Origin of the sequence: Massilia haematophila, assembly GCF_042647645.1 — a bacterium.
GTDB classification, from domain to species: domain Bacteria; phylum Pseudomonadota; class Gammaproteobacteria; order Burkholderiales; family Burkholderiaceae_D; genus Telluria; species Telluria haematophila.
Genome location: NZ_JBHRVV010000001.1, coordinates 4674891 through 4694164, shown reverse-complemented (window position 1 = coordinate 4694164; position 19274 = coordinate 4674891). Strand labels below are relative to the sequence as shown.

Here is a 19274-nt window from a genome sequence, read left to right as displayed (position 1 = left end):
CGTGCTTCGGCATACCCCGTTGTAACCGGATACCGCCGATCAGTAAAAACACCGATTGCATCGATGCTGCCGGCGTCCCGGTCACGGTGCGGTGACACGAACGCTCCACCGCGTGGACACAGGTGTCCACCCTACAAAACCGCTACTTAATAAGTCTCGACACTCGCCGCCAGCAACTCCACCGGCTGCCCCGCCATGTGGTGATGTCCCATCAGCTCATGCAGCGACAGCACGCGCAGCCGCAGCGCGCCGTCGCCGGACTGCGGCTGGGCGGTGCGCGCCCGCTGCAGCTTCTCGCCGAGCGGCAACGAGAAGCTCAGGGGGCCGGTGGCGCCGCGGTGGCCGAACATGACGATCGTCGCCAGGTAGAACGGGCTGCCAGTGTCGACCTGGGTCGGGTCGTCGGGCCCGTTCAGGATCACCGCATAGGGATCGCGGCATTGTTCCGGGAAGCTCAGCGTGACGTTCGCGACCATGGTCTGGCCGGCGGCGGTCGCGTTCTCGAGCGTCCCCGCCGGCAGCTGCACCAGGGCGCTGGCCGCTTGCGGGCCGCGCACGGCGCGCGCCACCACCTTGCCCGGGTAGACGCGCCGCTCCGCGGAACGCGGCCCGCGCCTGCCGCCGCCCGGCACCATCTCTTCCCCGCTGCCGGGCTCGTAGTCGTAGTCGAAGGCCGCCATCGACACGTAATCGCCGTTGCGGGTCTGCTTGACCGGTTCGCCCTTGGCGTCGACGAAGAACAGCAGCGGTTCGCGCGCCCAGCGGAAGTAGTCGGTGGCGCGTTCTCCCGGCGACTTCTCGCTGTCCGGCAAGTCGGTGCTCAGTTCCACGCCGGCGGGCAGGACGGGCAGGCCGAGCGCCAGCTGGCGGCGCGTCCAGACGTCCCACAGGCGGTCGATGTTGGCGTGGTGCAGGAAGAACACCGGGTCCACCGGCGACAGCATGTCGGCCATGAAGCCGCGCGTCTCCATGAAGTTGCAGTCGCGCGAGCCGACGCAGCGGTGCACGGAATTGTGCGGGCGCGCTTCCAGGATGCCGAAGCCGCCCGAGGTGTGGTGGTTCGACGTCTTGGCGCTGGCGAAGGTGATGAAATCGGGCGCGGCCAGGGCCGCCTGGATCGTGCTCGCCGACACCGCGTCGCTGGCGGCCAGCGAGAAGCCGGGCCGCTCGCGCACCAGGCCGCGCGCGCCGGGCTGGTCGAAGAACATGGCGCCCGAGGGGTCGCGCAGGATATCGAACATCACGTCGGCGTCGAAGCGGATGCTGCGCGCCAACAGTTGTCCGCACTGGGAATTGCGGCTGAACACGCCGCCCGGCGAGGTCCAGTAACCCGCGTTCGCGATCGCCGAGGCCAGCCGCACTTCGAAGTCGGCGCCGTTGCCGACGAACGCGGCATGGTTTGGATCGAGCACGCCGTCGAACATGCCGTCGGGCAGGCTCGGCTCCGCGGTCCAGTCCCAGTAAGGCAGCGCGAACTGCGGATCGCCGCTCAGCTCGCGGCAGATCTGCTCGAACCAGCCGAGGTAGCCGCGGTGCCAGGGCAGGAACCACCAGTTGCCGTGCGGGCAATCGAGGGTGTGGACGATGGCCTGGCGATACCAGTTGCGCGGGTCTTCCGGCGGCAGCGCGAGCATGGCATTGACCGCCTTCGCATAGCTTTTGAGCATGCGCATGCCGATCTTCGAATGCGAGGAGGCGCGCCAGCGGCGGTAGCGCGGCTTGTGATGCTGGGGCTGCAGGTTCGGCTGCGCCAGCGCGGCGCCGAAGGGCAGGCTGCCGGCGGCGAGGCCGAATGCGGCGGATTTCAGGACTTGACGACGAATCGGACTGACAAGCTGGTCTGGCTTGGTGGTCATGGGCTGCTCCGGTTGCGTGGAGATTGGCGCCCGGCTGCTATTTCCGGGCGCGGGGAACGCCCAGTTCGCAGCGTCGAAATAGACGAGCTCGACAGGGCACGAGCTCAGCCTATCGTGTCTGTCCGCGCCGGCGATGGCACAGCGCAAAGGAGCGCACCAGTCCGGTGCGCCTGTTCATGAGGGGCAATGGCAGAGGGAAACAAAGGAGAAAGAAAGCAGCTTGCGCGCAGGAAGCACCTGCGCGCAAAGCCGGGTTGCAGGCAGCTGCCGGCCCGCCGCTTCAACGCGGCGGTTTATATTCGGGGAACATTTCCTTCATCAGGAAGGCCTGCAGTTCGGCCGTGTCCTGCGGCCGCGCGCTCATCGTCACGACGCGTCCGAGACGGTGCGATTCCCACTCGAAGTCGCCGTTCTTCTCGCGCCGGATCAGCTCGATCATCTTCTTCACGACGGCGGTCTCGACGTCGGGCTCGCTGCCCTGCTCCACCGTCACCGAGGTCAGCCAGCGGCGCTTGAAGCTCGGGTTCCAGCCGCGGAACTTCAGGTCCATGCTGTGGAAGGTCTTGTTCGAGATCGAGAAGATGCCGCCGCTCTGGTTGCTGTCGTCGCGGCCGCGGTTGTTGATGGCGGCAATGTTCGCCAGCGCATTGCGCGTGCCGCGCGCCGCTTCGCTTTCTTCCTGGCTCGGGCTGGGCTCGGTCGCGCCGCGCTGGGCGCGGCGGCGCGCGATGTATTCGGCCATGTCCATCGGCGGCGATTCTTCCGCCTTCGGCTCGGGTTTCGGTTCGGGCGGCGGCGGCTGCACCTTGTCGACGATGACCGGCTTTTCCTCGGGCAAGGTAATGGTGTCGGGCAGGCGCTCGACGCGCGGCGTCGTCGGACGCGGCTGGGCCGGGCTCTTCGAAGGCTTGCTGGTTTTCTGCGGCGATTGCGCCTGCGGCGGCGGCGGCTTGGCAAGCGGCGCGACATACACGATCTCGCCGCCGGCAGGCGGCGCCGCCTTCTTCTGGGGACGCTCGGGCTGGTAGAAGTACAGCGCTACCAGCAGCAGGTGCAGGAGGATCGTGACCGCCAGGCCGGTACGGCTGGTGCGCCGCGCGCCGTAGGTCGGCACCACGGCGCCGGGCAGGGGCTGTCCGCAATGCTCGCAGACATCGCTGTGCTCGGCGTAGGAGTGGGAATGGTCACGCAAGATCAATAAAACTTTCCGGAAACTGGTCAGCGCAAAGCGGGGTGGGCCAAATTCTACCCGCGCAGTCTACCTGCTTTGGGTCTCTGGCGCACGGCCGCGTTACGCTGCACAGCTTACAGGCCGGTTGTATTGATGGTTGTTACATTATGTTTCAACCGGTTTATGGAGCGATACCGGCTTGTGCGGCGCAGGCTCCGTTTCATGCGCGGCAATGTCGACATCGGTCATCGGACCGCTGCCGCTGTACTTGTCGAGGTACAGGTAGATGACCGGCGTGATGTAGAGCGTGATCACCTGCGAGAAGATCAGGCCGCCCACCACCGCCAGGCCGAGCGGTTGGCGCAGCTCGGCGCCGGCGCCGATGCCCAGCGCGATCGGCAGCGCGCCCATCATCGCCGCCAGCGTGGTCATCAGGATCGGGCGGAAGCGCAGGATGCAGGCCTCGCGGATCGCCTCGACCGGGGTCATGCCGGCATTCCTCTGGGCATCGAGCGCGAAGTCGATCATCATGATCGCGTTCTTCTTGACGATACCGATCAGCATCAGGATGCCGATCATCGCGATCAGGGTCAGGTCCATGTCGAAGATCCACAGCGTGACCAGGGCGCCGACCGCCGCCGACGGCAGGCCGGCGAGAATCGTCAGCGGGTGGATGTAGCTCTCGTAGAGCACGCCCAGCAGCACGTAGATCACGCCGATCGCGGTGATGATCAGGATCAGCTGGCTCGACTGGGTGTCCTGGAACACCGCGGCGTCGCCGCCGTAGTTGGTGATGACCGAGGACGGCAGTTTCATGTCGACCTTCATCTGGTCGATGGCGGCGGTGGCGTCGCCCAGCGGCACGCCCGGAGCCAGGTTGAAGGCGAGCGTGATCGCCTGCAATTGACCCTGGTGGTTGACCGCGATCGGGCCGACCGTGCGGCGCACGCTGGCAAAGCTCGACAGCTTCACCAGTTCGCCCGACTTCGACCGCACCGACACGCGCGACAGGGCGTCGTCGAAGTAGCGGTCCGCTTCGGCCGCTTCCAGGATCACGTAGTAGCTGGCCGCGGTCGAATAGATGGTCGAGACCTGGCGCTCGCCGAAGTTGGCATACAGCACGGTGCGCAAGTCGGCCATGCTCACGCCCAGCAGCGCCGCCTTGTCGCGGTCGATGTCGAGCGTGGCTTGCAAGCCCTTGTTCTGCGAATCGCTGGTGACGTCGCGGAACTTCGGATCGGCGCGCATGCGCTCGAGGAACTGGTCGGCCCAGCTGCCGATTTCTCCGCCCGACACGCTCTGCAGCGTGTACTGGTAGCGGCTCTTGCTCTGGCGCCCGCCCAGCTGCAGGTTCTGCACCGGCGACATGTAGACCTGCACGCCGGCCACGGAGCGCGTGGCCTTGCGCAGTTCATCCAGCACCACGGGCATCGCGGGACGTTCGCTGCGCGGCGCCAGCACCAGGAACATGCGGCCGGTATTGCCGCCGCCCACGAAGGAGGTCACGTCCTGCACGTGCTTGTTGGCGCGCATGATGTCGACCACCTGGCCTTGCAGGGCCATCATGGCCTGCGAGGACGTGTCTTCGGAGGCTTCGACGCTGACCCGGATCTGGCCGATGTCTTCCTCAGGGAAGAAGCCCTTCGGCATGCTCATGTACAGGATGGCGGTCAGGGCGAAGGTGCCGAAGGCCAGCATCAGCACCAGGAAGCGGTGGCGCAGCGCCTTGTCCAGGGTGCGCGCATAGGCGTCGCGCACGCTGGTGAACATGGCTTCGAAGCGGCGGCCGATCCAGGACATCTCGTGCGGCTCGAGGTGGCCGCCCTGCTTGATCAGGCGCGAGCACAGCATCGGCACCAGGGTCAGCGAGACGGCGGCCGAGACCAGCACCGCGAGACCGACGATGACGGCGAATTCGCGGAACAGCAGGCCGATCACGCCCGGCATGAAGAAGATCGGGATGAACACGGCGACCAGCGAAATCGAGATCGAGACGATGGTGAAGCCCATCTCGCGCGAGCCGACCAGGGCGGCGTGGAAGGGCTTCTTGCCCATCTCCATGTGACGCACGATGTTTTCCAGCACCACGATGGCGTCGTCGACCACCAGGCCGACCGCCAGCGTGATGCCGAGCAGGGAAATGTTGTCGAGGCTATAGCCGAAGGCGTACAACAGCGACAGCGCGCCCAGCAGCGAGATCGGCACCGTCACCGCCGGGATCAGGGTCGCGGTCAGGCGGTGCAGGAACAGGAAGATCACCAGGATGACCAACACGACGGTGCCGGCCAGGGTCAGGTTGACGTCGTGGATCGCTTCGCGGATCGAGATCGAGCGGTCGTTGACGAGGTGGATCTTGATCGAGGCCGGCAGCTGGGTCTCGAACTTCGGCATCAGGTTGCGTACGGCGTCGACCACCTGCACGGTGTTCGCATTCGGCTGGCGCTGCACCATCAGCACGATCGAGCGCTCGCCGTTCAGGCTGCCCGCGGCCTTGACCGACTGGTAGCTGTCCTCGACCTCGGCCACTTCCTTCAGGCGCACCGGCAGGCCGTCGCGGGTGGCGACGATCACGTCGGCGAAATCGGCCGCCTTCATCAGCTGGCCGCCGCCCTGGATGGTCAGCGTCTGCTGCGGGCCGTCGAGCACGCCCAGCGGGGTGTTCGAGTTGGCGGCGCGCAGCGCGGTGGCCAGCTCGTCCATGGAGATGTTGCGCGCGTTCATCAGGTCGGAACGGGCGCGCACGCGCACGGCGAAGCGCTTGCCTCCATTCACCGAGACCTGGGCCACGCCCGGCAGGGTCGAGATTGCCGGCGAGACCATGTTCTCGGCGTAGTCGTTCAGCTCCGACAGGTTCATCGACGGCGAGGTCATGTGCATGAACAGGATCGGGGCGTCGGCCGGATTGATCTTGCGGTAGGACGGCAGGTCGGTCATCTCCAGCGGCAGCTGGCGCTGGGCGGCCAGCAGCGCGGCCTGGACGTCGACGGCGGCCTTGTCGACGTCGATCGAGGTGTCGAATTCCAGCGTCAGCGAGGTGTTGCCCTGGGTATTCGTCGAGGAGATCAGCTTGATGCCGGCGATGGTCGAGAACTGCTTCTCGAGCGGCAGCGCGACCGAGGATGCCATGGTCTCCGGGCTGGCGCCGGGCAGGTTGGCATTGACGTTGATGACCGGCGTGTTATAGCTCGGCAGCGCCGCGACCGGGATGTGCATGTAGGCGAGGATGCCGACCAGCACCAGGCTGATCGACAGCAGCACCACCATCACCGGGCGGCGGATACACAGTTCCGACAGGTTCATGCCTGTTCACCCTTGCGCGCGGGCGCGCCTTGCTGTTTCGAACCAGTTGCCAAGCGTACCTTGCCGCCCGGACGCAGATTCTGCTTGCCTTCGGTGATGATCTGCTCGTTGCCGGCAAGGCCGGTCACGGCGGCGTTCACGCCGAAGCTGTGCTGGCGCTGGATTGGCGCCAGGCGCGCGGTGCCGTCCTTTTCCATCACATAGACGAAGGTGCCCTGGGCATTGATGATAATCGCATTTTGCGGAATGACGACTGCATCCTTGATCGTGCGCACCGTCACGCGGGTGTTCACGTATTGTCCCGGCCACAGCAGGCCTTCGGCGTTGCCGAATTGGGCCTTCAGGCGGATGGTGCCGGTGCTCGGGTCGACCGTGTTGTCGACGAACACCAGTTCGCCGGTGACCGGCTGGGCGTCGCCGCCGGTGCGGGCCTCGACCGCGACCTTGCCCTGTTTCTGGGCGGCCAGCAGCGCACCCAGGGCGGACTCCGGCAGCGTGAAGGCGACGTCGATCGGGTCGAGCTGGGTGATGGTGGTCAGCGAGGTGGTCGGCTGCACCAGGCTGCCCGGATAGACGTTGATGGCGCCGACCCGGCCCGACATCGGCGCGCGGATCGCGGTGTAGCTGGCGCTGACCTGCGAGGCCTGCACGGCTGCGGTATTGGCGGCAAGCGCCGCGCGCGCGGCCTCTACCTGGCTCTGCAGCGTATCGACCGCGCTCTGGGCCAGGAATTTCTGTGCGACCAGTTCCTGGCTGCGCTTGTACTGGCGCTCGAGGTCGGCCAGCGTGGCCTTGCCGCGCGCGACCTCGGCCTGGGCCTGGGCGACGGCGGCGCGGTCGCTGCGATCGTCGAGCGAGAACATCAATTGGCCGGCCTTCACGAACTGGCCTTCGCGGATGTGCACTTCGCGGATGGTGCTGGTCGTTTGCGGACGCAGGTCGACCGTCTGCTTCGGGCTGACGGTGCCGTTGGCGGCGACGTCGACCCCGACGTCCTGGCGCTGCGGCGTGACCACGTTGACGACGGTCGGCGCCTGCGGGCCTCTGGGGCCGCCGTTGGCGCCACCGGCGGCAGCCTTGGCGCCGTCTCCTTCGGCGTGCGCGCCGCGGCTCATGTACCAGGCGCTTCCTGCGCCGACGGCAACAATGATGGCGACGACTGCGAGCGTATTCTTTTTCATTCAGGTCCCTTGCCGCCAGTGCCGGCAGCTTTATCAATCAACGATGAGTCAAACACGCAGTTTGGCGTTTACGTGTGACAAGCTTATTTACCACCTTATTTACTAACTTATTTTGCCAACTTATTCTGCCAACTTATTTACCGGGATAGTACTCCGGCAGCATCAGGGTGACTTCCAGTCCGCCTTCCGGATGATTGGCCAGCGCGATGCTGCCGCCGTGCTGGCCGGCGATATTCCGGGCGATGGTCAGGCCCAGGCCGGTGCCGCCGGATTCGCGCGAGCGCGAGGTCTCGACACGATAGAACGGATCGAACACGCGCGTCTGCTCGTTCGGGGGAATGCCGGGGCCCTGGTCGCGCACGCGGATGCGCGCCGCGCCGTTCACGCGGTCGACCGTCACCTGCGCTTCGCGGCCGTACTTGACGGCGTTGTCGATCAGGTTGCCCAGGCAACGGCGCAGGTCGAGCGGCCGGCCCAGGATCGCCATGCCGGAGCGGCCATTGAGCGTCACCGGCTGGTTGGCGTCGGCGGCGTCGTCGCAGCTCGACGCCAGCAGCGAGTCGAGGTCGAGCATCTGCATGCTTTCGGTGGTGTCCATGCTGCGCGCCAGCTCCAGCCCTTCCCTCACCATGGCCTGCATCGCCGACAGGTCGCCGATCAGGCGTTCCTGCAGCTCGACGTCGGCCACCTTCTCCAGGCGCAGGCGCATGCGGGTGAGCGGCGTCTGCAGGTCGTGGGTGATAGCGGCCAGCATCTGCGTGCGCTGGAAGATGTACTGGCGGATGCGCGCCTGCATCGCGTTGAAGGCGGCGCTGGCCTGGCGGATCTCGCTGGCGCCGGTCAGGTCGAGCGGCGGGCGGTTGATGTCGTTGCCCAGCTCCTGCGCGGCCACGGCCAGTTGCTTGAGCGGACGCGTGGTCATGCGCGCGACCAGGTAGGCCAGGAAGGCGATGCTCACGAAAAACAGGGCGATGACGGCACGGTAGTCGGTGTCGTCGTTGACGGTGCTGCGCGGCGGCAGCACGGCCAGGCGCAGCGCTTCGCCGTCGCGCAGGCGCACGTTCAGGTACTCGCAGGCGCCGCGCCAGGGGGCCGACAGCAGGCCGTACAGTTGGGGAATGCGCACCGGGCTCTCGCAGGCCGGCGGCCGCGCACCGGCCGAGGCGATCTGATAGCCGGCGCCGAGGCGCTCGCCCAGGGTCTCGGCGAATTCGCTGGCGCCTTTCGCCAGCGGACGCGGTTCGCCGACCTCGAGCAGCAGGCCGGGACGGTTCGCCACCGCCAGGTAGGCGCGCCGCGCCTCGGCCGGCACGATCTCGGTGGCCATGATCAGCTGTTCGGCGCGCTCGATCAGGTTCTGGTCGCGCGAGTGCTCGAGCACGCGCTGGCGCTCGTTGTCGGCCATCAGCTGGGTCAGCGCGCCGGAGATCAGGATCCCCAGCAGCAGGGTCACGAAGACACGGCCCGTCATCGAGCCGAGGAATGCTTTCACGCAGTCGGCTCCACGGTCACCTGGCCGGCCAGCACGTAGCCGCCGTTGCGGACGGTCTTGATAATCTGCGGCATGCGCGCATCCTCGCCCAGCTTCTGGCGCAGGCGGCTGATCTGGATGTCGATCGAACGGTCAAAGGGGTCGGCGTCGCGGCCCTGCGTGAGGTTGAGCAGCTGGTCGCGGTTCAGGACACGGTTCGGATGCTCCAGGAACACGCGCAGCAGGCGGAACTCGGCGCCCGAGAGCATGATGACGATGCCGTCCGGGTTGACCAGGTGGCGCGCGGTCAGGTCGAGCGTCCAGCCCGAGAAGCGCATCTGCTGCACGTTCTCGGCCGGCGCGTTGGACGGCATGGCGTGCGAGCGGCGCAGCACGCTGCGGATGCGCGCCAGCAGTTCGCGCGGTTCGAAGGGTTTCGGCAGGTAGTCGTCGGCGCCCATTTCGAGGCCGAGGATGCGGTCGAGCGGCTCGTTGCGGGCGGTCAGCATGATGACCGGCAGGGTCGAGGTGGCACGCAGTTTGCGGCACAGGGTCAGGCCGTCGTCGCCGGGCAGGTTCAGGTCGAGCACGATCAGGTCGGGACGCGACTCGTCGAGGATCTTCCACATCGCGCTGCCGTCACCGGCGGCCAGCGCGCGGTAGCCGTTCGACTCGAGGTAATCGGCCAGCAACTGGCGGATGTCGCGGTCGTCGTCGACGATGAGAATAGTAGAGGGATTATCCATAAGCGCAATTATCCTTACTTAAAAGGACCCTGAACAGCGCATTTGTATCGGTATGTATATGAATTCGCAGAGGAAACATATTGATACAAAGTGCGGGACAGGGGACACGCTGGGGTTACAGTTTTTGGCGATGATGGATCCCGTGCAGAGAGCAGTTCACGCACACAACCGACTGACTCACACACCCATAAGGACATCACATGAACACCCTGAGCAAGCACATCCTGATCGCCTTCGCCGCCCTCGGCATCGCCGGCGGCGCCATCGCCCAGACCGCCACCGCAGCGGCGCCGGAAGGCCGCCACGGCCACGCCGTGAGCGCGGAACAACGCGCCGCGCACAAGGCCGAGCGCCAGGCGAAACACGCCGAACGCCGGGCCCAGCGCGAAGCCAAGCTGCGCGCCGACCTGAAGCTGAACGCCCAGCAGGAACCGGCATTCGCCGCCTTCCTTGCCGCCGGCAAGCCGGCACAGCGCCCGCAGGCACGCGATCACGGCGAGCGCGCGAAGTTCGCCGCCCTGCCCGCCCCGCAGCGCATGGTGCGCATGATCGAACGCCAGAAACAGCGCACCGCGCGCATGGAAGCACGCCTGGCCGCCCTGAACAACTTCTATGCCGTGCTCACCCCCGAGCAGAAGAAGGTGTTCGACAGCCAGGCCATGCGCGGCGGCTTCGGCGGCAAGCACCGCGGTCACGGTGGCCACCACGGCCAGCGCGGCGCCGCAATGCCGAGCTGATCGGTTCAGCTTTCAATTGAATGCAAAAGGGATGCCACGGCATCCCTTTTTTCGATTTTGTAGGGTGGACGCGGCCGGCGTAGGCACCTGTGTCCACGCGGTACGGCTTGCGCAGGCCGCGCCGCTTCACGCGAGCCCGGATCAGTCCAGGCGCTCCAGCGACACCAAGAACTTCGCCGCATTCTGGTAGCCGATCACCCGGCTATCCGCGATCTCCGCACCGCTCGGATCGAAGAAGATGATGCCGGGCGGCCCGAACAGACCGAAGCGCTTCAGCATGGCTTTGTCGTGCGCGTCGTTGGCGGTCACGTCGACCTGCAGCAGCACGGTATTGGCGAGTTTCGCCTGCACTTGCGGATCGACGAAGGTCAGCTTCTCCATCTCCTTGCAGGAGACGCACCAGTCGGCATAGAAGTCGAGCATGGCGGTCTTGCCGCCGAGCGCGGCGAGCGCCGCGTCCAGTTCGTCCACGGTCTTCACGCGCTTGAATGCGAGGTGCTGCGGTTGCGTGCCGGTCAGGTGGGCCAGCGGCGCGAGCGGATCGCGGCCGCCGCTGGCCACGCCGACCAGCTGCATCGCGCCCAGGATGCCGAACACGGCGCCGACGGCGAGCGCGGCCCAGTGTCCGCGCCGGCGCAGCAAGTACGCGCCGTAGCCGAGCAGCAGCACTGCCCACAACACCATCTGCACGACCGGAGGCAGCACCGGCGACACCAGCCACAAGGCCATCGCCAGCATCAGCACGCCGAAGAAGCGTTTCACGGATTCCATCCAGGCGCCGGCGCGCGGCAGCAGCGAGCCGGCCGAGACGCCGACCAGCAGCAACGGAATGCTCATGCCGAGGGCCATCGAGAACAGCGCCGCACCGCCGATCAGCACGTCGCGGGTCTGGCTGATGTAGACCAGGGCGCCGGCCAGGGGCGCGGCCACGCAGGGGCCGACGATCAGCGCCGAGATGGCACCCATGGCGAACACGCCGGCCAGCTTGCCGGACGCCTGGCGGCCCGATACACCGGCCAGTTCGGTCTGTACCGCGGCGGGCACCTGCAATTCATAGAAACCGAACATCGACATCGCCATCGCGACGATCAGCACCGCGAACGCGCCGAGCACCCAGGGATTCTGCAGTGCCGCGGCCAGCCCTTCGCCGATCAGGCCGGCGGCGACGCCGAGCATGGTGTAGACGATGGCCATGCCCATCGAATAGGTCAACGACAGGATGAAGCCGCGCGAACGGCGCACCTTGCCGCCTTCGCCGACGATGATCGAGGACAGGATCGGCACCATCGGCAGCACGCAGGGCGTGAAGGCCAGGCCCAGGCCGAGCAGGACGAAGGCCGGCACGATGGCGAGCAGGCGGCCGCCGTGCAGTATCGCGTTGATGCCGGACAGTTCGGAAGGTTTGTCGGCGCTGGCGCCTGGCGCCGTTTTGGGCGCCGCCTGTGCGGCATCGGCGCCCTGCCCTGCCGCTGCCGGTGCGGGCGTATCGACTGCGGGTGCGGTCTCGGTCGGGAGGCCGATGCGTGCGGCGGCGCCGGCATTGCCGTCGCTTTGCGGGCTCGACGACAGGAAGCCGGGCGCGGACGCGGTCGCGCCGCCGGTCGGCAGGCCCATCTGCGGCGCGGCGCCGCCGGCGGCCAGCTGCACGCTGGCTTCCTGCGGCGGATAGCACAGGCCGGCGTCGGCGCAGCCCTGGCTGGTCGCGTTCAGGGTGAAGGGGCCTCTGCCCTCGACCGGGATCCGGATCGTCACCGAATTTTTATACGTCTCGACATCCTTCTGGAAGGTCTCGTCGTACTTCACCTTGCCTGGCGGGATCTCGGGCGTGCCGAGCTGCGCGCCGCGCGCGGTGAAGGCGAAGCGCTCGCGGTACATGTAGTAGCCGGGCGCGATCTCGTAGGTGACGACGGCGGTGCGCTCGCCCTCCATGCGCGCCGAGAACTTGAAGGCGACGGCCGGATCGAGGAACTCGTCGGCGGCGCGGCTCGGCGCGGCCAGCAGGACGGCGAACAGGAACAGGAACAGCAGCGACAGCGCGGCGAGCGGATGCGTCGGCAAGGCACGAAGGCGGGAACGGGACATGACTTCCTTTGGTTGAATACTGCGCAGCCGAATGGTACACCGGCTGCGTGCCGATGGGTAATCGGGGCCCGGGACAGGCCTGCCGTGTGCCCGCGGCCGCGCTTGGACGAAAAAAAACCAGGCGCGAGGCCTGGTTTTTCTTGTCGCACGGAGCGATTACTCGGCGGTCGGAGCTTCTTCAGCCGAGGTGACTTCCGGACGGTCCAGCAGTTCGACGTAGGCCATCGGCGCATTGTCGCCCACGCGGAAACCCATTTTCAGGATGCGCAGGTAGCCGCCGTTACGGTTGGCGTAACGCGGGCCCAGTTCGGCGAACAGCTTCTGCACCATTTCGCGGTCGCGCAGGCGAGCGAATGCCAGGCGCTTGTTGGCCAGGGTGTCGGTCTTGCCCAGGGTCAGGATCGGCTCGATGACGCGACGCAGTTCCTTGGCTTTCGGCACGGTGGTCTTGATGGCTTCATGACGCAGCAGCGAGACGGTCATGTTGCGCAGCATGGCGAGACGGTGGGACGAGGTACGGTTCAGCTTACGGAGGCCGTGACGGTGACGCATGGTACTTCCTTTCGAGTGTATAAATTCCAGTTCTTCGATCGTTCATGCCAGGGCATGACCGCGGACCGGTTCTAGGGGTTTAGAACTGCCCGGACAACATTGTCCGGGCAGGTACGACTTTCTTACTTCTCGAGGCCAGCAGGAGGCCAGTTCTCGAGTTTCATGCCCAGGGTCAGGCCGCGCGAAGCAAGGACTTCCTTGATTTCGTTGAGCGACTTGCGGCCCAGGTTCGGGGTCTTGAGCAGCTCGTTTTCCGAACGCTGGATCAGGTCGCCGATGTAGTAGATGTTCTCGGCCTTCAGGCAGTTTGCCGAACGGACCGTGAGTTCCAGATCGTCGACCGGACGCAGCAGGATCGGATCGACCAGCGGAGCACGCGACGGTGCTTCGGCGGCGGCTTCCGTGCCTTCCAGCGCGGCGAAGACGTTCAGCTGGTCAACCAGGACGCGGGCCGACTGGCGGATCGCTTCTTCCGGGGTGATGACGCCGTTGGTCTCGATGTTGATGATCAGCTTGTCGAGGTCGGTACGCTGTTCGACACGGGCCGATTCCACGGCGTACGAAACGCGGCGGACTGGCGAGAACGATGCGTCCAGGATGATGCGGCCGATCGTCTTGTTGGTGTCTTCCGACAGGCGACGGACGTTACCCGGCACATAGCCACGGCCTTTTTCGACCTTGATCTGCATGTCCAGCTTGCCGCCCGCGGTCAGGTGAGCGATCACGTGATCCGGGTTGATCAGTTCCACGTCATGCGGCAGATCGATGTCCGATGCCAGGACTGCGCCTTCGCCTTCCTTCTTCAGGGTCAGGGTGACGGAGTCGCGGTTATGCACCTTGAATACGACGCCCTTCAGGTTCAGCAGCAGGTCGACGACGTCTTCCTGCACGCCGTCCAGCGACGAGTACTCGTGCACGACGCCAGCGATCGTCACTTCGGTCGGCGCGTAGCCGATCATCGACGACAACAGCACGCGGCGCAGCGCGTTGCCCAGCGTGTGGCCGTAGCCACGCTCGAACGGCTCCATCACGACTTTCGCGTGACCGGCGCCCAGGGCTTCGACGTCGATGATACGTGGCTTCAACAAACTATTTTGCATGAAATGTCCTTTTCAATACCCTCGGCTCGTTACACCGATAAGGCTGATGGCATGGTGGTGATTTGTATTGCTTTTAAAGCGTAAAAAGGAGAAGCGCCCTCTCGCGCGGCGAGTGGGCGACTCTCCCCTACCCTTTATTAACGCGAGTACAGTTCGACGATCAGTGCTTCGTTGACGTCAGCGGCGATCTCGTTACGCTCCGGGAACGAACGGAAGGTGCCTTCCATCTTCTTGGCGTCGACCGAGACCCAGCTCGGCATGCCGACTTGTTCAGCCAGCGACAGCGCTTCGATGATGCGGGTCTGCTTCTTGGCCTTTTCGCGCACGGCGACGACGTCGCCAGCCTTGACCTGGTACGAAGCGATGTTCACGACGTTACCGTTGACGGTGAAGGCCTTGTGGCTCACCAGCTGGCGCGCTTCGGCGCGGGTCGAGCCGAAGCCCATGCGGTAAGCGACGTTGTCCAGACGGGCTTCCAGCAGCTTCAGCAGGGTTTCGCCGGTGTTGCCCTTGCGACGCGATGCTTCTGCGAAGTAGCGGCGGAACTGGCGCTCCAGCACGCCGTACATACGCTTGACCTTCTGCTTTTCACGCAGCTGGTTGCCGTAGTCCGAGGTGCGAGCACCCGACTTCACGCCGTGCTGGCCTGGCTTGACGTCCAGTTTGCACTTCGAGTCGAGCGAGCGACGTGCGCTCTTCAGGAACAGGTCGGTGCCTTCACGGCGCGACAGTTTTGCTTTTGGTCCGATATAACGTGCCACGTTGAATCCTTTGATGTATTAATCACGCCCCGGAGGCATCGCAAGCGATGCGGCAGGCGCTAGTCCGACCCAATGTTGAGCGGACGTGGCTGAAAGAACGCCTCGAACCGAAGGTTCGAGGCGAGAATAGCCGGGCAGTATACCCGAAATCGGGCAACTGCACCGGCGTATTTGATACCGCGACGGGTATCTGCAACAAAGGGCGGGCAAACCCGCCGCTTGTCTTAGATACGACGACGCTTCGGCGGACGGCAGCCGTTGTGCGGAACCGGCGTCACGTCCTGGATCTCGGTGATCTTGATGCCCAGGTTGTTCAGCGCGCGCACAGCCGACTCACGGCCAGGGCCAGGGCCCTTGATGCGCACTTCCAGGTTCTTCACGCCGCTTTCCTGTGCGACCTTGCCGGCTGCTTCAGCAGCGACCTGTGCCGCGAACGGGGTCGATTTGCGCGAGCCTTTGAAGCCAGCGCCACCCGACGTCGCCCACGACAGGGCGTTGCCCTGGCGGTCGGTGATCGTGATGATGGTGTTGTTGAACGAAGCGTGGACGTGGGCGATGCCCTCAGCCACGTTCTTCTTGACTTTCTTGCGTGCGCGGGCGGCTGCCGCTGCTGCGCTGCTTTGTTGCTTAGCCATGGTCTATTCCTAGATTATTTCTTCAGCGATTGAGCGGCCTTGCGCGGACCTTTGCGGGTACGTGCATTGGTACGGGTGCGCTGGCCGCGCACTGGCAGGCCCTTGCGGTGACGCATGCCGCGGTAGCAACCCAGGTCCATCAGACGCTTGATGTTCATGGACAGTTCGCGGCGCAGATCGCCTTCCACGACAAACTTCGCAACTTCGTCGCGCAGCTTCTCGAGTTCGTTATCGTCGAGGTCCTTGACCTTCTTGTTGGTCGCGATACCGGTCGCATCGCAGATCTTCTGCGAGCGCGGGCGGCCGATACCGTAAATCGCCGTCAGGCCGATAACAGTGTGCTGATGATTTGGGATGTTAACCCCTGCAATACGTGCCATTCGTTATTCCTCTTAACCTTGACGCTGCTTGTGACGCGGCTCGACGCAGATCACGCGGACCACGCCCTTGCGCTTGATGATCTTGCAGTTGCGGCAGATCCGCTTGACTGAAGCATTAACTTTCATTTTGCACTCTCTTCCTGATTACTTGAATTTTTTACTTGGTGCGGAATACGATGCGCGCCCGGGACAGGTCGTACGGGGTCAGTTCCACCGTTACCTTGTCGCCCGGGAGGATGCGGATATAGTTCATCCGCATTTTACCCGAGATATGCCCCAGGACCACATGCCCGTTTTCCAGCTTTACGCGAAATGTCGCATTTGGGAGATTCTCGAGAATCTCACCTTGCATTTGGATGACGTCGTCTTTTGCCATTCGGTCTATGTACTCCCCGCTTATCGCGTCGGAATCCCACCCTTGAAATTCGCCTTGCGCAGCAGCGATTCATATTGCTGCGACATGACGTAGTTCTGCACTTGTGCCATGAAGTCCATCGTCACCACCACGATGATCAGGAGCGACGTGCCGCCGAAATAGAAAGGAACTTTCCAGAACGACTGCAGGAACTCCGGCACCAGGCACACCAGGGTGATATAGACTGCACCGGCCAGGGTCAGGCGCATCAGGATCTTGTCGATGTAGCGTGCGGTCTGCTCGCCCGGACGGATGCCCGGAACAAACGCGCCGCTCTTCTTCAAGTTGTCCGCCGTTTCCTTGCTGTTGAATACCAGCGCGGTGTAGAAGAAGCAGAAGAACACAATCGCCACCGCATACAGCAACGCGTGGATCGGTTCACCGGTCGCCAGCGAGGCGGCCAGGTCCTTCAGGAACCCGATGAACGGGCCGCTGGAGTCCTTGCCTCGCGTGTACCAGTCAACGATCGTCGCCGGGAACAGGATGATCGAGGAGGCGAAGATCGGCGGGATCACGCCGGCCATGTTCAGCTTCAGGGGCAGGTGGCTGGTTTGGCCACCGTACACCTTGTTGCCGACTTGGCGCTTGGCGTAATTCACGAGGATCTTGCGCTGTCCGCGTTCAACGAACACGACGGCATACGTAACCGCAACTACCAGGATGACGATAATGATCGCGGCAATGCTGCTGATCGAACCGTTCGAAACCAGGGTGAACAGGCCACCCAGTGCCGACGGCAGACCGGCTGCGATACCGGCGAAAATGATGATCGAAATGCCGTTGCCCAGACCACGTTCGGTGATCTGCTCGCCCAGCCACATGAGGAACATGGTGCCGGTGAGCAGGGTCACGACCGTGACGAAGCGGAATGCCATGCCGGGGTCGAGCACGAGACCCGGCTGGGCCTCGAGCGCGACGGCGATGCCGAACGCCTGGAACAACGCCAGTGCCACCGTGCCGTAGCGGGTGTACTGGGTGATCTTGCGGCGGCCTGCTTCGCCTTCCTTCTTCAGCGTTTCCAGCTGCGGCACGACGATCGACGCCAGCTGCATGATGATCGAAGCCGAAATGTAGGGCATGATCCCGAGTGCGAACACGGTAAAGCGGGACAACGCGCCACCCGAGAACATGTTGAACATGCCCAGGATGCCGCCTTCGTTCTGCTTGAACAGTGACGCCAGCGCTACCGGGTCGATCCCGGGGACCGGGATGTGAGCACCGATGCGGTACACGACCAATGCGCCAAGCAAAAACCACAGCCGACTCCAGGGGAAGCCGGCGGCGGCGCTTTTACCAAGTTGTGAATTAGTCGCCAATTTTTGCTCCGATCAGGCAGCGGCCGCTTTAGGCGACCGAACCGCCAGCTGCTTCGATGGCCGCTTTCGCGCCCGCGGTCGCCTTCAGGCCCTTGAGGTTCACCGCTTTGGTGATCTCGCCCGACAGGATGACGCGCACGTCGCGTGCCACCACCGGCAGGATGCCCGCTTGCTTCAGCACCAGGATGTCGACATCGCCGACGGCCAGGGCGTTCAGGTCCGACAGACGGACTTCAGCCTTGAAGGTGGCGTTGAGCGACTTGAAGCCGCGCTTCGGCAGACGACGCTGCAGAGGCATCTGGCCGCCTTCGAAGCCGACTTTGTGGAAGCCGCCCGAACGCGATTTCTGACCCTTGTGACCGCGACCGGCGGTCTTGCCCAGGCCGGAGCCGATACCGCGGCCGACGCGACGCTTCGCGTGCTTGGCGCCGTCAGCAGGTTGAATGGTATTGAGTTCCATTGATTTCTCCGTACGTAAGCTGTCGCTTACGAGACAACTTTAACGAGGTACGCGACTTTGTTGATCATGCCACGCACAGCTGGGGTGTCCTGCAGCTCGGAAACCGAGTTGACACGACGCAGACCCAGGCCGCGCACGGTGGCACGGTGATCCTGACGGGTACCGATCAGGCCCTTGACGAGCTTGACTTTGACAGTGTTTGCCATGTTTCTTCCCCTTAACCCAGGATGTCTTCAACCGACTTGCCGCGCTTGGCAGCGATGTCAGCCGGGGTGCTCATTTTTGCCAGACCGTCGAGGGTCGCGCGAACCAGGTTGTACGGGTTCGACGAACCGGTCGACTTGGCGACCACGTCGGTCACGCCCATCACCTCGAAGATAGCGCGCATTGCGCCACCAGCGATCACGCCGGTACCCGGCTTGGCCGGCGACATCATGACGCGCGAGGCGCCGTGACGACCGGTAACGGTGTGGTGCAGCGTACCGTTCTTGAGGGGCACCTTGATCAGGTTGCGGCGGGCTTCTTCCATTGCTTTCTGCACGCCGACAGGAACTTCCTTCGACTTGCCCTTGCCCATGCCGATGCGGCCATCGCCGTCACCGACAACGGTCAGCGCTGCAAAACCCATGATACGACCACCCTTCACCACCTTGGTGACGCGGTTGATCGCGATCATTTTTTCGCGCATGCCATCATCCGGCTTGTCGCTTGCCATTTTCGCTTGCATTTTTGCCATGACGATTCTTCCTTAGAACTTCAGACCGGCTTCACGCGCGGCATCTGCCAGCGCCTTCACACGGCCGTGGTAACGGAAACCCGAACGGTCGAATGCGACTTCGGTGATCCCTGCTTTCAGTGCTTTTTCTGCGACGCGCTTGCCAACCAGGGCAGCTGCTGCAGCGTTGCCGCCGGCACCAGCTTTACCGCCCAGCTCGGCGCGCACTTCTGCTTCCAGCGTCGAAGCCGAAACCAGGACCTTCGCATCCGGGCTGATCAGGTTCGCATAGATGTGCAGGTTGGTGCGGTGAATCGACAGGCGATTCACACCCAGCTGCGCGATCTTGATGCGGGTTTGGCGTCCGCGACGCAGACGCGATTGTTTCTTGTCCAT

Annotated in this window: 20 protein-coding genes; 1 reads left to right on the top strand and 19 read right to left on the bottom strand. The window is 64.6% G+C overall.

What is annotated here, in order from left to right:
- Nucleotides 1-146: 146 nt before the first annotated feature.
- From ACFOPH_RS20785 to ACFOPH_RS20760, 6 genes are all read right to left on the bottom strand, one after another.
- Nucleotides 147-1856 (bottom strand): tyrosinase family protein, encoded by a 1710-nt coding sequence (locus ACFOPH_RS20785; protein WP_379737116.1) that lies wholly within the window; start codon nt 1854-1856, stop codon nt 147-149.
- Between the two features lie 280 nt (nt 1857-2136).
- Nucleotides 2137-3048, bottom strand: a complete 912-nt coding sequence (locus ACFOPH_RS20780; RefSeq protein WP_379737115.1) for a hypothetical protein — start codon at nt 3046-3048, stop codon at nt 2137-2139.
- Between the two features lie 144 nt (nt 3049-3192).
- A complete protein-coding gene (locus tag ACFOPH_RS20775; RefSeq protein ID WP_312551296.1) occupies nt 3193-6327 on the bottom strand; it encodes an efflux RND transporter permease subunit in 3135 nt (1044 codons plus the stop codon).
- Complete coding sequence (locus tag ACFOPH_RS20770) at nt 6324-7508, bottom strand: efflux RND transporter periplasmic adaptor subunit (RefSeq protein WP_379737114.1); 1185 nt, start codon at nt 7506-7508, stop codon at nt 6324-6326. Before ACFOPH_RS20770 ends, ACFOPH_RS20775 begins: the two co-directional genes overlap by 4 nt.
- 133 nt (nt 7509-7641) lie before the next feature.
- A complete protein-coding gene (locus ACFOPH_RS20765) occupies nt 7642-9000 on the bottom strand; it encodes an ATP-binding protein (protein ID WP_379737113.1) in 1359 nt (452 codons plus the stop codon).
- On the bottom strand, nt 8997-9725 hold the full coding sequence (locus ACFOPH_RS20760; RefSeq protein WP_312551291.1) for a response regulator: 729 nt from the start codon (nt 9723-9725) through the stop codon (nt 8997-8999). Before ACFOPH_RS20760 ends, ACFOPH_RS20765 begins: the two co-directional genes overlap by 4 nt.
- A 200-nt stretch (nt 9726-9925) precedes the next feature.
- Between ACFOPH_RS20760 and ACFOPH_RS20755 the strand changes: the two genes are divergently transcribed.
- On the top strand, nt 9926-10462 hold the full coding sequence (locus tag ACFOPH_RS20755) for a Spy/CpxP family protein refolding chaperone (RefSeq protein WP_379737112.1): 537 nt from the start codon (nt 9926-9928) through the stop codon (nt 10460-10462).
- 141 nt (nt 10463-10603) lie between these two features.
- On the opposite strand, the gene dsbD is transcribed toward ACFOPH_RS20755, so the two are convergent.
- The 13 genes from dsbD to rplR all read right to left on the bottom strand — a co-directional run bounded on the left by dsbD (nt 10604) and on the right by rplR (nt 19274).
- Entirely contained in the window at nt 10604-12544 is a 1941-nt protein-coding gene (dsbD, locus tag ACFOPH_RS20750) for a protein-disulfide reductase DsbD (RefSeq protein WP_379737111.1), read from the bottom strand.
- 156 nt (nt 12545-12700) lie between these two features.
- A complete protein-coding gene (rplQ, locus tag ACFOPH_RS20745) occupies nt 12701-13096 on the bottom strand; it encodes a 50S ribosomal protein L17 (RefSeq protein ID WP_005663400.1) in 396 nt (131 codons plus the stop codon).
- A 122-nt stretch (nt 13097-13218) separates the two neighbouring features.
- The gene (locus ACFOPH_RS20740; RefSeq protein WP_026354946.1) at nt 13219-14196 is read right to left on the bottom strand and encodes a DNA-directed RNA polymerase subunit alpha; all 978 of its coding nucleotides are present in this window, start codon (nt 14194-14196) and stop codon (nt 13219-13221) included.
- 137 nt (nt 14197-14333) lie between these two features.
- On the bottom strand, nt 14334-14957 hold the full coding sequence (rpsD, locus tag ACFOPH_RS20735) for a 30S ribosomal protein S4 (RefSeq protein WP_312550082.1): 624 nt from the start codon (nt 14955-14957) through the stop codon (nt 14334-14336).
- 224 nt (nt 14958-15181) lie between these two features.
- A complete protein-coding gene (gene rpsK, locus ACFOPH_RS20730; protein WP_027867243.1) occupies nt 15182-15592 on the bottom strand; it encodes a 30S ribosomal protein S11 in 411 nt (136 codons plus the stop codon).
- 14 nt (nt 15593-15606) lie between these two features.
- Nucleotides 15607-15972: a 30S ribosomal protein S13 gene (rpsM, locus tag ACFOPH_RS20725; protein ID WP_036208931.1), complete on the bottom strand. Its 366-nt coding sequence runs from the start codon at nt 15970-15972 to the stop codon at nt 15607-15609.
- Nucleotides 15973-15984: 12 nt separating this feature from the next.
- Entirely contained in the window at nt 15985-16098 is a 114-nt protein-coding gene (gene rpmJ, locus ACFOPH_RS20720; protein ID WP_005663407.1) for a 50S ribosomal protein L36, read from the bottom strand.
- Nucleotides 16099-16129: 31 nt separating this feature from the next.
- A complete protein-coding gene (gene infA, locus ACFOPH_RS20715; RefSeq protein WP_005663428.1) occupies nt 16130-16348 on the bottom strand; it encodes a translation initiation factor IF-1 in 219 nt (72 codons plus the stop codon).
- A 20-nt stretch (nt 16349-16368) separates the two neighbouring features.
- Nucleotides 16369-17703 carry a preprotein translocase subunit SecY gene (secY, locus tag ACFOPH_RS20710; RefSeq protein ID WP_312550078.1) on the bottom strand — a complete coding sequence of 445 codons (1335 nt, stop codon included), beginning with the start codon at nt 17701-17703 and terminating at the stop codon, nt 16369-16371.
- Between the two features lie 28 nt (nt 17704-17731).
- Nucleotides 17732-18163 carry a 50S ribosomal protein L15 gene (gene rplO / locus ACFOPH_RS20705; RefSeq protein ID WP_312550077.1) on the bottom strand — a complete coding sequence of 144 codons (432 nt, stop codon included), beginning with the start codon at nt 18161-18163 and terminating at the stop codon, nt 17732-17734.
- Nucleotides 18164-18189: 26 nt separating this feature from the next.
- Nucleotides 18190-18369 (bottom strand): 50S ribosomal protein L30, encoded by a 180-nt coding sequence (rpmD, locus tag ACFOPH_RS20700; protein WP_027867247.1) that lies wholly within the window; start codon nt 18367-18369, stop codon nt 18190-18192.
- An 11-nt stretch (nt 18370-18380) separates the two neighbouring features.
- Nucleotides 18381-18899, bottom strand: a complete 519-nt coding sequence (gene rpsE, locus ACFOPH_RS20695) for a 30S ribosomal protein S5 (protein ID WP_026354944.1) — start codon at nt 18897-18899, stop codon at nt 18381-18383.
- 12 nt (nt 18900-18911) lie between these two features.
- Nucleotides 18912-19274, bottom strand: a complete 363-nt coding sequence (gene rplR, locus ACFOPH_RS20690; protein WP_312550074.1) for a 50S ribosomal protein L18 — start codon at nt 19272-19274, stop codon at nt 18912-18914.